The sequence below is a fragment of the Vibrio coralliilyticus ATCC BAA-450 genome, assembly GCF_000176135.1.
GTDB lineage: Bacteria > Pseudomonadota > Gammaproteobacteria > Enterobacterales > Vibrionaceae > Vibrio > Vibrio coralliilyticus.
Map to the genome: position 1 here is coordinate 211,590 of NZ_ACZN01000016.1, position 12,089 is coordinate 223,678.

15 protein-coding genes are annotated in these 12,089 nt (G+C 46.7%); 10 read left to right on the plus strand and 5 right to left on the minus strand.

What is annotated here, in order from left to right; translation table 11 throughout:
* The first annotated feature begins 101 nt into the window (after nt 1–101).
* The 6 genes from VIC_RS12225 (at nt 102) to VIC_RS12250 (ending at nt 5,624) form a co-directional block, all read left to right on the plus strand.
* Nucleotides 102–806, plus strand: coding sequence for a glycerophosphodiester phosphodiesterase family protein (locus tag VIC_RS12225; RefSeq protein WP_006960164.1), 705 nt, complete (start codon nt 102–104; stop codon nt 804–806).
* An 8-nt stretch (nt 807–814) separates the two neighbouring features.
* Nucleotides 815–1,576, plus strand: a complete 762-nt coding sequence (locus VIC_RS12230; RefSeq protein WP_006960166.1) for a DeoR/GlpR family DNA-binding transcription regulator — start codon at nt 815–817, stop codon at nt 1,574–1,576.
* A 222-nt stretch (nt 1,577–1,798) separates the two neighbouring features.
* Nucleotides 1,799–4,066: an NHL repeat-containing protein gene (locus VIC_RS26950; protein ID WP_006960168.1), complete on the plus strand. Its 2,268-nt coding sequence runs from the start codon at nt 1,799–1,801 to the stop codon at nt 4,064–4,066.
* A complete protein-coding gene (locus VIC_RS12240; protein WP_039951871.1) occupies nt 4,063–4,614 on the plus strand; it encodes a hypothetical protein in 552 nt (183 codons plus the stop codon). The genes VIC_RS26950 and VIC_RS12240 overlap by 4 nt, the downstream gene beginning before the upstream one ends.
* Before the next feature lie 26 nt (nt 4,615–4,640).
* Nucleotides 4,641–5,429 (plus strand): choice-of-anchor U domain-containing protein, encoded by a 789-nt coding sequence (locus tag VIC_RS12245; protein ID WP_006960172.1) that lies wholly within the window; start codon nt 4,641–4,643, stop codon nt 5,427–5,429.
* Between the two features lie 3 nt (nt 5,430–5,432).
* Nucleotides 5,433–5,624 carry a hypothetical protein gene (locus tag VIC_RS12250; RefSeq protein WP_006960174.1) on the plus strand — a complete coding sequence of 64 codons (192 nt, stop codon included), beginning with the start codon at nt 5,433–5,435 and terminating at the stop codon, nt 5,622–5,624.
* A 13-nt stretch (nt 5,625–5,637) separates the two neighbouring features.
* On the opposite strand, the gene VIC_RS12255 is transcribed toward VIC_RS12250, so the two are convergent.
* A complete protein-coding gene (locus VIC_RS12255; RefSeq protein ID WP_006960176.1) occupies nt 5,638–6,825 on the minus strand; it encodes an MFS transporter in 1,188 nt (395 codons plus the stop codon).
* 122 nt (nt 6,826–6,947) lie between these two features.
* Here VIC_RS12255 and VIC_RS12260 point away from each other — a divergent pair, with 122 nt between their 5' ends.
* The 4 genes from VIC_RS12260 to VIC_RS12275 all read left to right on the plus strand — a co-directional run bounded on the left by VIC_RS12260 (nt 6,948) and on the right by VIC_RS12275 (nt 9,713).
* Complete coding sequence (locus tag VIC_RS12260; protein ID WP_039952037.1) at nt 6,948–7,829, plus strand: LysR family transcriptional regulator; 882 nt, start codon at nt 6,948–6,950, stop codon at nt 7,827–7,829.
* Nucleotides 7,830–7,907: 78 nt separating this feature from the next.
* Complete coding sequence (locus tag VIC_RS12265) at nt 7,908–8,228, plus strand: heavy metal-binding domain-containing protein (RefSeq protein WP_006960179.1); 321 nt, start codon at nt 7,908–7,910, stop codon at nt 8,226–8,228.
* 63 nt (nt 8,229–8,291) lie between these two features.
* Complete coding sequence (locus VIC_RS12270; RefSeq protein WP_006960182.1) at nt 8,292–8,750, plus strand: YaiI/YqxD family protein; 459 nt, start codon at nt 8,292–8,294, stop codon at nt 8,748–8,750.
* Nucleotides 8,751–8,759: 9 nt separating this feature from the next.
* The gene (locus VIC_RS12275; RefSeq protein WP_006960184.1) at nt 8,760–9,713 is read left to right on the plus strand and encodes a LysR family transcriptional regulator; all 954 of its coding nucleotides are present in this window, start codon (nt 8,760–8,762) and stop codon (nt 9,711–9,713) included.
* Between the two features lie 48 nt (nt 9,714–9,761).
* On the opposite strand, the gene VIC_RS12280 is transcribed toward VIC_RS12275, so the two are convergent.
* The 4 genes from VIC_RS12280 to VIC_RS12295 all read right to left on the minus strand — a co-directional run bounded on the left by VIC_RS12280 (nt 9,762) and on the right by VIC_RS12295 (nt 11,876).
* Nucleotides 9,762–10,214, minus strand: coding sequence for a copper chaperone PCu(A)C (locus VIC_RS12280; protein WP_006960186.1), 453 nt, complete (start codon nt 10,212–10,214; stop codon nt 9,762–9,764).
* Complete coding sequence (locus tag VIC_RS12285) at nt 10,214–10,813, minus strand: SCO family protein (protein WP_006960189.1); 600 nt, start codon at nt 10,811–10,813, stop codon at nt 10,214–10,216. The genes VIC_RS12280 and VIC_RS12285 overlap by 1 nt, the downstream gene beginning before the upstream one ends.
* Nucleotides 10,810–11,229, minus strand: a complete 420-nt coding sequence (locus tag VIC_RS12290) for a hypothetical protein (RefSeq protein ID WP_019276986.1) — start codon at nt 11,227–11,229, stop codon at nt 10,810–10,812. Before VIC_RS12290 ends, VIC_RS12285 begins: the two co-directional genes overlap by 4 nt.
* 104 nt (nt 11,230–11,333) lie before the next feature.
* On the minus strand, nt 11,334–11,876 hold the full coding sequence (locus tag VIC_RS12295; RefSeq protein WP_006960192.1) for a GNAT family N-acetyltransferase: 543 nt from the start codon (nt 11,874–11,876) through the stop codon (nt 11,334–11,336).
* Between the last annotated feature and the right edge of the window lie 213 nt (nt 11,877–12,089).

Below are 12,089 nucleotides of genomic sequence, written 5' to 3' on the forward strand. Positions count from 1 at the left end.
GATTTTCAGCTAAATTACAGTATAGGACGTTATGAATAATAAAACTGTAATAAAACCAATCTATTGTCGCTTGGTTTTCAAATGAACATTGAGAGTACACTATGATTACAGGCCATCGCGGTGCGGCATCGTTAGCACCAGAGAATACTTTGGTGAGTATTGAACACGCTGCTACGTCAGGTGCCCTATGGGTAGAAATCGATACCCAACTCAGCGCAGACAACGTTCCAGTTATCATTCACGATAAGACGGTTGATCGTTGTACCAACGGCAAAGGTAAAGTATCAGACCTTGATACTAAGGCGCTTAAAGCACTCGATGCAGGGAGTTGGTTCGGGGCATCGTTCGAAGGAATATCCATTCCCACTCTCGAAGAGGCCTTGGATAAATGTGTCGAACTCGGGCTCACGCTTAATCTTGAGTTGAAAACCTACGATGACAAAACTATCGACACTCTGGTTGAGCAAGTGGTTAAGGTAGTGAAGCAGAAAAACTACCCGTTGGATAAGTTGCTTTTATCGAGTTTTAGCAAAGAGGCACTGGTCATTTGCCAAGCGCAGATACCAGAAGTAAGACGTGGGTTCATCTGTGAAGTGTGGAATGATTTTAGCCTAGAGTCTCTGCAAGACTTAGACTTGTTCAGCATCCACATTGATCACAAAGTTCTTGATGCTAAGATTGCGGACTCGATTAAAAACGCGGGTTTGGTGTTAAAGATCTGGACGTTGAATTCGCCAGACAAAGCACAAGCGTTTTACGATTTGGGTGTGGATTACATCATCACGGATAAGCCAAACGAATTTTAGTAGGAACTATGGAACTGAACCAACGCCAAAAGCAGATTCTCGCGACCCTTAAAGTGGATCAGGATGTTCAGATCGACCAGTTGGCCGAGTTGTTTTCGGTGACCACTCAGACCATTCGTCGCGATGTAAACAACTTGTGCGAACAAGGGCTGGCGCGTCGAGTTCATGGTGGGGTCAGTTTGCCTGCTACCTTAACAAACACCAGTTATCGCTTTCGCTCAGAGGTGGAATCGACCACCAAAGATGACATCGCAATGGCGGTCGCGGAAGCGATTCCTGATGGCGCGACAGTGATGATTGGTATTGGTACTACGGTTACACGCATTGCTCAGTTTCTATTGGGGAAAACTACTTTGCGCGTGGTCACCAATAACCTGCAAGTCGCGAAAATCTTAGAAGCCAATCAGAACATCGAAGTCTACCTTGCAGGCGGCCTGTTTCGCCGTGAGCATCAAGATCTGGTGGGGAGCAGTGTAGTTCACTTCTTCGAGGGCTTTGAAGCCGATATCGGCCTATGCGGTTGTGCATCGGTGACAAGCAGCCACTTCGCAATGGAGCACGAGCAGTTAGAATCGGACTTGTCTCAATCCATCATACGTAACAGTCGCCAAACTTGGCTAGTAGCTGATGCCACTAAATGGGACCGCACTACTGCGATCAAGGTTGCGCCTCTTGCTCACTTTGAGCGTATTTACACCAATAAAGATCACCTACCCAATGAGTTGAATGTTAAAGTCATTCCAAGTGCTCTATCGCCAAGCAAAGAATAAGAACTCTTCCGGTATTTCAAGAACGTACGCCTAAATGCTAGCCCTGTTTATCGATTATTATTAATAGATATATCCATACATGGAAGGGAAGCGACTTAGCTAATAGTCAGATATTAGCTATGTATTCCGTATCCAGATAATACAGGGATTTAGTGAATGACGGGCAGGTGCAGAAAAAGGCGATACTTTGGCTTTAGCCTTTATTTCTTACCACTATTTGCTATGGCAGGGCTCAGTCAAACAATAGATTTTACGCTGACGGGTAGCTATGACACGGGGGATACGCGTTTTGCGATCAGCGCAACGGCAACCTCTGGTTTGACGGTCAGCTTTGCCTCTTCCACTCCTTCCGTCTGTACCATTTCAGGCCCTTATGTTGCGATTGGCGCGACCGGAACTTGTACCATTGTTGCTTCACAGGCAGGTGATGGCACTTACGATCCCGCGCCAGACGTCTCGCAGTCCACCACGATAGCTAAAGATACGCAAAGTATTCTCTTTCCTAACCCTGGTCCGCAAAATTTAGCTGATAGTTCATTAACATTATCGGCGGTGACTACTGCAAATTTAAGCGTGACATTTGGCTCCAATACGACCAGTGTCTGTGCGGTTTCTGGCACGACATTGAGCTTTGTGACCAGCGGCCTGTGTACGGTCTATGCTGACCAAGCTGGTGATAGTAACAATAATCCTGCCAATCGAGTCGCACTGTCATTTTACATCGATAATGATACCGATGGGGATGGTGTGATCGACCAGTTGGATGCTTTCGCCAATGACGCCAGTGAATCTTTTGACGTCGATGGTGATGGGACAGGGAACAATGCGGATACTAATGATGCGGGGGACTGGGATCTTAGCTTTAACAGTCAGGGGTGGTTGGTCACTACTACAGAAGCTAATGAAGATTATACCTACCAACATGCTGTGGATGTCACGTCGACGGATGGCATTATTGCGGCGGGTCAAAACGAGAATAATGCAGGGGGATTCAGCGGCCAATTTGGCACGGTTATCTCGGTCAACTCAGATGGAACGCTCAACACAGCCTTTGATGGTGACGGCAAGCTTCAATTCAGTTCCACTTCCTGTACAACTGGCTGTAATGAAATTCTCGGCGATGTGTTCGTTGCCAATGATGGTAGCTATGTGGCGATAGGCCGAGAGGGGAACTCTTCCGAGGCTAAGTTGGTGAATCTCGACTCAACTGGCAGCCTGACCAGTGTCTTTTCTTCTGGTATCTATACTCTACCTGCTCAGTTTCCAATCGGGATAATACCGCTTAGTGATGGTGGTTTTGTGGTTGGCAGCACTAATGGCAGCGTGCCCATCTCAACAATCTATTTCACTCGCTTTAAAAGTGATCTGACGGTGAATACCAGCTTTGGTACTGCTGGATCTGCGGATGTTAGACCAACGGGCTTTTTCGCCGTAACATCAGTGGCGGTTGCCGAAAAGGCTAACTACCTGTTCACCATTCTTCAGCAAAACAATGGTTCTCGCTATCTGGTTCGAATAAACAAAACGGACGGTAGCGTCGATACCAGCTTTGTTCATTTAGGAGCAACAGGCCTTAACCCCAACGTGTTTGGTACCATTTACGCCATGTTAGGCACTGCAGACAACAAAATCCTTTTTGCCAACTCTGCGTCGCAAGTCATCGCCATGGATGAGGATGGCGATATTGCTGAAAGCTTTGGTGATGGGGGAATACAGACACTCAATCAGACGCTGCAGACCGCTGATCTTGTGAAAAGCAGCGATGGGCGCGTTGTTGTTTCTGGCTATGATTCAAATGGCGATCTTCATGTTGCTCGTTTGAAGAGTGACGGGAGCTTAGATACATACTTTGGTGACAATGGTCAGATCAAACTCGACCCGGGTAACGATAGGTTCATTACCAGAGATATGGTGTTGGACAGTGACAATGATATCGTGATTGCGGGCTATGCAGAGATGACAGATACCACTGAGCAGGCGCTGTTCGTAAAGTTGATTAATGACCTTGATACCGATGGTGATGGTATTAGTGATCTTGTTGATACAGATGACGATGGTGACGGCGTCAATGATAGCAGTGATGCTTTCCCACTGGATGCCTCCGAAACTCTTGATACCGATGGGGATGGCACTGGTAATAACGCTGACACAGACGATGATGGCGATGGTGTGAATGACAGCAGTGATGCATTCCCACTTGACGCATCAGAAACGCTCGATACTGACGGGGATGGTATCGGGAATAACACTGACACGGATGATGATGGTGACGGTGTTGATGACGTTAATGATGCCTTTCCATTGGATGCTTCAGAGACCAAAGATACTGATGGAGATGGCATCGGAGACAATGCCGATAAGACCAACCAGACTATCAACTTTGCTGCAATCAGCCCTCAAGCTTTATCGGCCAGCACTCTGGCTATCAGCGCGACAGCAACCTCTGGGCTATCCGTCATTCCTCCTCAACATCAGCCATATGTACTGTGACAAACGCTGTGGTGACGCTAGTCGCATCAGGCACATGTACTATAGTCGCGAGCCAGTCAGGAGATACCAACTATGAAGCAGCGAATGATGTGAACGTCAGTTTTGATATCTTGGATGATGCGGCTTTGAGTTCTCGTATTGTCTTGAGCCAGGGAAGTGGTTCAGTTTCCATATTTTTTGCAGATCAAGGAACAGCGGTGCTGAGGGCCCAAGTGGACAGCGCTAGCAGTACAGCGGGTTACAGTTTTGTCTGGAGCCAAACAGACGTTGACCTTGAGCCCAGTGAAGGTCTCAATAGCGAAACCTTCAGCTTTGATCCTCAAGGACATGTCGGTAGCCATGAGTTGAGTGTTGTGGTGACCGATCCTGTCGGGACAACGGTCACTATTAGCAGGGAAATTAGTATTCGCTCGACACTACCGGAAATGGTATTCCCGATTACCTTGACTCTATCTCAAGCTCATCACAAATTTATTCAGATTCTGTCCACCATTTGGCTTACACCGAGACTGGCTTGTTGTTTGTTCTGGGCGATGTTCCTTACGTGAATGGTCAAGATTTTATAGGTGTTTCCATGGATAACATTGTTGATCATTACAATCTCAGTGAGCAGCAGCAGGATGGGGATTATCAGTATCCAAGCGGCTTGTTTGACTTTGAAGTGCAACAACTTCGACTGGCCGCTTCCGCGCAGATTGTACTGCGACTGAGTTCTGCTATTCCCGCCAACGCGATTTATCGTAAGTACATTGAGTCAAAAGGGTGGTTTACGTTTGTTGAGGATGCAAACAATGCGCTTGCCAGTACGGCGAGCGTGAGTGACGATTGCCCCGCGCCGGGCAATGTCAGCTTTAAAAGCGTTTTGAATCAAGGGGATGACTGTATTCAGCTCACGATTGAAGATGGTGGCCCTAATGATGCCGATGGTAAGGTCAATGGTATTGTCAGTGACCCTGGTGGTATCGCTGTTGCTTCGACGACGCCAGAAGTCAGCATTGCGGTGGTTAGTAATAACGCCAATACCTTCAGTCGTAACGACCAAGAACAAGTGGTATTACGCTTGAAAGTGACTGCCAGTTTGGCAGGAGCCCAATTGGATAGCTTACAAATATCTTCATCGGGTGATCTGAATGAGCAAACTGATTTAAGTCTAGTTGCGCTTTATCAAGATACCGATGCCAATGGCGAGGGTGATACCCTGCTTGCCAGTGGTATCTACCTTCAAGATGACGGTCAGCTTGAATTCACTCTATCCACTCCTTTGCAATTGAGCTCGGGTGATACACATCTGGTCATCACCTATCAATTCAAACAGTGTCCTACGGGGCTGGCGAGTTGCGATACCACAACGGAACGGAGGTAACTCATGATAAGGAAAGTCGTACACGGTGTTGTCGTAGCGCTTGCCGTTTTTGCATTGTCTGGCTGTAGTGATGCTCCAGAGTCGAATGAGTTTGAGCTATCTGTCTCGGATATCAAGATCAGCGAAACCAGCAGCAGCGCACAGCTAGACGTCGATGTGAGTGCTGCCAAGAGCAGCACTCTAAAATTGAAGTAATTGATCAGCGACTTTAGTTTACTTCTGCGCCCTGACATGTTGCTTCACGCTTATCGAGCAAACCGCTGAATTGGGTGAGAAGTAGGGCAATGATGACAATCAAAGCGCCGACCCAAGGTGTATTCATTAGGCCATGCTTTGCAACGATTAATCCTCCTCCCCATGAGCCTAAAGCGATGCCGACGTTAAACGCCGCTATGTTAAGTCCAGAGGCGACATCAACCGCATCAGGCGTATGCTTTTCTGCCAGATTCACCACGTAAACTTGCAACCCAGGGACGTTACCAAAGGCGAATGCCCCCCAGATTAGAATCGTAATAACAGCACTAACAGGATGATAAGCCGCAAGGTTGAAGACAAACAGTATAATCGTAAGACCAATAAAAATGGCGGTAAGTGCTTTAATAGGGCCAAGTTTATCGGCCATTTTGCCTCCCCAGATATTGCCAATGGCAACGGAAACACCATACACCAACATGATTAACCCTATGGTCCCAGAGCTAAATCCAGAAACGTTTTCCAGTATAGGGGCGAGATAAGTGAAAGCAGTAAAAGTTCCTCCATATCCAAGTGCCGTAATCGCATAAACCAGTAGCAACCTAGGTTCGGTAAGAACCTTTAGCTGGGCTGAAATTTTGGTTGCTGGTGGCTGTTTGAGGTTGGCAGGGATTAACAGGGCACTGCCAAGCAAGGCAATGACGCCAAGAATAGCCACGGTGAGAAATGTCGCCTGCCATCCAAATGCTTGCCCGATATAGGTGCCAAGAGGAACACCGGTGACCAAAGCAACGGTAAGGCCTGTAAACATGATCGCGATAGCGCTGGCGGCTTTTTCTTTGCTGACCAGTCCTGTAGCAACAGTAGAACCGATGGAAAAGAAAACACCATGAGCCAGTCCGGTCAGGATGCGAGCGATGATCAGAGTTTCATAACTCGGAGCTTGCCACGCGAGTACATTCCCTAAAACAAACAAGCTCATGACGGACAATAGGACCTTTTTTCTTGGCCAGTTGCCAGTAAGCGCAGTTATGACGGGAGCTCCAATTGCCACGCCAAGCGCATATAGGCTAACCAATAAGCCAGCGGAAGGTAGGGATACTGCAAGGTCGCTTGCCATAGTCGGAATCAATCCGACGATAACAAACTCAGTAGTGCCGATAGCAAAGGCACTAAGGGTTAAAGCAAAAAGTGCAATTGGCATAATAAATTCCAATAATGATGTCGTGGCCGCCATTATTGAAAATCTTTTATTTGTTAAAAATGGTGATTTTATCAAATTACTTTTGCTATAAATAAAGGTAATTGAATTTAATGGACGAAGACATGCGCACACGTTCAGATGAGTTAGAAATGCTACTCGCGGTTGTCGATAGCGGCGGGTTTTCAGCGGCAGCTGAAATGTTAAACATACAAGTTGCCAGAATTTCACGTGCGGTAAGCAAGGTGGAGAAACAGCTGGGTGTTTCAATATTGAACCGAACAACAAGGCGGGTAGAGTTAACCCAAGAAGGTCGGACTTTTGTTGACTCTGTGCGTAAGGGCCTTCACATTATTCATCAGGCTGAAGAAGATCTGATTTCTGGAAGCGAACGTCCAAGAGGCAAGTTACGAGTGGATGCCGCCAGTCCATTTGTTTTCCATCAGCTTGTACCGCTGATACAGTCATTCAAAGATACTTATCCAGAGATTGAGTTGGAAATAACCTCTAACGAAGGTTTTGTTGATTTGCTCGAGCAGCGCACCGATGTCGCTATCCGTATCGGACAACTAAAAGATTCAACATTGCATGCACGTCCACTAGGTAAAAGTGAGCTCTTCATCGTAGCTTCTCCCCAGTATCTGGAATCTTCTGGTGCGCCCCGCACAACGTCAGAATTACAGTCGCATCAATTGATAGGTTTTACATCACCTAAAGTGCTTAACCAATGGCCGCTAAAAGGAGTTGATGCCATAGAGCCAGATATCACGTCGAGTAATGGTGAAACGGTTCGGCAGTTGGCATTGGCATCTAATGGTATTGCCTGTTTGTCTGGCTTTATGGTTCGCGAAGATATTAAACAAGGTAGGCTGGTATCTTTGCTTGATGATGCCAAGCGTCTTGATACCGGTCGAGAGCAGGTGAGTGCTGTGTACTACAAATCTTCAGCAGTGGCACGGCGAATCTCCGCGTTTATCGACTTTATTCAGCCGAAGTTAACCTTGTAGCAAGATTAGTTTGTGAGCGCAGTGTTTGACTAAACCCACTGCTAATATGGATAACAGTGATTCAAAAGGAGAAAGATTATGATTAAAACAACGACTTCAGTAGTTGAAGGCCGACCTGTACAAGATTATTTGGGCGTTGTGGTCGGTGAAGCTATCTTAGGGGCAAACATTTTTAAAGATATGTTCGGCGCAATTCGAGATGTCGTCGGTGGCCGATCTGGTGCTTATGAAAGAGAGATGGGCCGAGCTCGTGAGATAGCCTATGCTGAAATGGAAGAGCGGGCACGTGAGCTGGGTGCCGATGGCATCGTCGGCATCGACATTGATTACGAAGTGATTGGCAGTGGCGGCAGCATGATGATGGTGAGCGTCAGTGGTACCGCGGTGAAGTTCAAATAAGGCTATTCAGCAAGGCGCTTTTGCGGTGTAATGGCGCCAATTGCAGATATAGGAAAGTAACAGATGAAAATTTGGGTTGATGCAGACGCGTGTCCGGTCGTTATCAGAGATATTCTCTTTCGAGCTTCTGAGCGCACTGGCGTGGAAGTCACTTTGGTGGCTAACCAGTTTATTCGTACTCCTGCTTCTCCAAAAGTCACCATGCTACAAGTTCAGGCTGGCTTTGACGTCGCAGATAATGAGATTGTTCAGCGCTGTGAAGCTGGCGATCTGGTGATCACCAGCGATATCCCATTGGCCGATGAGATCATCACCAAAGGCGGCCACGTGTTGAGTTCTCGTGGGGAGCAGTTCACCAAAGAGAATATAAAATCACGCCTTAATATTCGTGATTTTATGGAAACCATGCGCAGTAGTGGTGTCCAAACAGGCGGCCCAGCACCGCTAAACCAAGCGGATCGACAGCAATTTGCTAACCATTTAGACAAATGGTTAGTGCAGTGGCAAAGGGCGCAAAAATAGGAGGAGTGGATGTCCTTGGTTAACCAGTTAGCGCTGTTTATTGATGTGGTGCAGCAAGGCTCTTTTACTAAAGCTGCGACCTTGCACAATATGGACAACTCATCGTTGTCAAAACAGATCAAAAAACTGGAAGTAGAACTAGGCGTGCAGCTTCTTAATCGCTCAACGCGCTCCTTTTCCCTAACGCCAGCGGGTGAAGAAATTCTCGAGCAGGCACATAATCTGGTTGGGACTTTAGGGCATGTTCACTCCATCGCAGACTCTTATCAGGCAAGGCCGAAAGGACGCATACGCATTACCGCACCTTTGCATATTGGCCAGCACTACCTTCAGCCCGTGATTACGCAATTTATGCGCAGTTATCCTGAGGTGGAAATTAACCTGCAAATGGATGATAAGCGTTCAGATATTATTTCTGATCACTTTGATGTCGCATTTCGCCTTGGTCGGCTAGAAGATTCGAGTTTGATTGCAAAGAAAATCGCTGACATCAGGCCGGTGATTTTGGCGTCTGAAAGCTTTATCGATCAGCACGGAGAACCTCAGACTCCTGAGGAGCTAATGAGCTTGCCTTCTGTCGTCTATAGTAATGGGCCATTAACCGTAGATACGGCACGTATTAGTGAAGCACCGGGTGGCAGTACGTTCATAAATCACAAAATGACGGGTAAATACAAGGTCAATGATGTGCTGACTTTGTTAGCGGCCGTCCAAGATGGGCTTGGCTATGCCATGATTTCCTCTTCCAACCTATACCGCCCAGTTGCCGAGATGAATCTAAAGCCGATCCTGACGCATTACACTCTATGTAATCGCGGCCTCGCCCTATATGCTCTGTACCCACATCGTAAGCAAACGGCGCTGGTTAGAGAGTTTATTTCTGCGGTGCAGGCACATATTGGTACACCACCAATCTGGGAAAAGCAGGTGGACAACTTTGCTCACCTCTACCCAACTCGCTAAAGAGTGAACAATAAAAAGCCCGGCGAAGGCCGGGCTAATCAACAAAACTTAATGATGATGTTTGTGGCTCATCCCACTCATGACTTTCTTGATAGGTGCTGAGACAGTCTGCTCCTGACCGTTTGCGAAGGTCAGTTTCACATCAATGCTCTCACCTTCGACCAGCGGCTTTTTCAGGTCAAATAACATAATGTGTAGGCTACCGGGTTTTAGCTCGACCATACCATTGGCTGGCACAGTAATTTGCTCTACCTGACGCATTTTCATTACATCGCCATCTTTAATCACATCATGCAGCTCAACTTTGCCTGCAGCGTCTGTACTGGCTGATACGATAACGCGGTCTTTTGCGCTGTGGTTCATGATTTCAGTGAACACAGCACTAGTGGCGGCACTCGGTGGTGTCGCACGTGCATAGGTATGGGATAGCATGATGTCTGAAGCAGCGTGAGCAAGTGGGCTAAGTGCGATAGACGCTAAAATGAGGGCTTTTAACTTCATTAGGATTTTCCTTGTGACGTAAGTGTTTTCATCGCTTCAACCAAAGGAGCCGGTGTCAGCGTGTGTGGCACTTTAGTAATTAATGTGCCATCTGGTTTTAGGAAATAAAAATAGGAGCTGTGGTCAAGGGTGTACTTCAGCTCCGAGTTTTCTAATTTGGTCTTACGGAAAATAACGCCGTATTTATGTGCCAAAGGTGTGGTGACATCGAGTGGCGCGGACAAGCCTTCAATCATTGGATGGAAGTACTGGGCGTATTTGTATGAGTCTGCCGCGGCATCACGTTCAGGATCGAGCGAAACAAACATAGGCCTGAAGTGAGATTTTACTTCATCATCCACCTGATTCAGCGCGCCTGCTAACATGGCTAGCGAGGTTGGGCAGACATCTGGACAACGTGTGAATCCAAAGTAAACGATGCGTACGCGAGAGTCTTGTTGATCGAAGATTTTGACCGGTTTGTCATTTTCACCGAACAGGACGACTTCTTTACTGGTTGCAGCAGGAGCCTCGGTCGTTGGCTGTGAATCCAGATACGCTTTCACGCCAAAGCCTAGTGCAAACGCGGCAACTAAAATTAAAGACCAGTTCTTACTCATTGTTCCATCCTAATCGAGGTGCTCACACTGTGTTGGCCATCAGTGAGTTCGCCAACCCAAGTCATGGCATCAGTCGTACATACCGGCAGAATAACCTGGCCTGTAAACTGACCTGTTGAGCTTTTATTGAGTTTAAATACGGCGGTACCCATTTCCATCTCGTGGCCTTCCAAAGTCAGCAACAGACTTTCCTGTTGAGCTTCGGGCCAGTCGACGACGATTTCAGTGGGTACCAATGGCTGACTGATGTCGCGATCAACTTTTATACGAACATCGTTGCTTTCACAAGCTTCAGTAGTGAGTAAGCAATATTCTGACAAAGGTTTGACTTGGGAACGGGTTTTAAACCACTGGTAAATGTCACCGGCGAAGAAGCCTGCACCAAGCGTTACGACGACCAAGAGCAGCTTTAACATTGAAGACACGGTGTTCTCTCTTTGATTCTAAAGCCGCAATCCTAGCACCAAGTGAGTCTAAATACCTCAGCCAACAAATAAATCTGTGCTTGGAATCAATCTACTCAATGATGGGTGTTCTGGCGATGAATTCCATAGACAGCATGATCCAGAATTCGATCTCCAACTTTCTCCTTATTGGTAATGATACCCTCTAGGGTCATACCTACGCGCTCGGCGACTCGTCGGCTCGGTAGGTTATCTTTGGCGGCAGATAGCTGGACCTTCTCCATCTGGTATTCATTAAACGCAATATCAATCAATTTGTTCACCACGCGCGTAATGATGCCTTTGCCTTGCTGGTGTTGCGATAGCCAGTAACCAATCTCGACAGTTTTTGTGTCGTAACTAATTGTGTTGAAGCTGCAGTTTCCTACGATGTTGCTGTTATAGATGATCGCACAGGTCATTGATTTCCCGTCTGCATATTCATGTAAAACACGCTGAACGAACATACGGAAATCTTGCTCGGACTGGCAGTAGGGAGGCCAAGTCAACCATTGTGATAAATATTCTGTTTGAGTGGATACTAATTCACTGTATTGAGTGGCAAATGATTCCTGAACAAGAGCGAGTTCGAGTTCAGAGTCGATAGAGATTGTGAACATAAGGAACCTAAACAAGTTGAATATGAAGAGCTAACTTAACAGAGTAAGACTGGTATGACCATAAACACTTGTTGCAAAAAACATTTTCCATGTAGCACGGAATTCACCCAAGACGTTATGCAAATCACAATTATATAAATAGTCTTAAATAATTTGTGGTTTTTATGAAAGGAAATCGTTTAGCCTTGCAGCCCTAAAATAAGAAAAATTAGT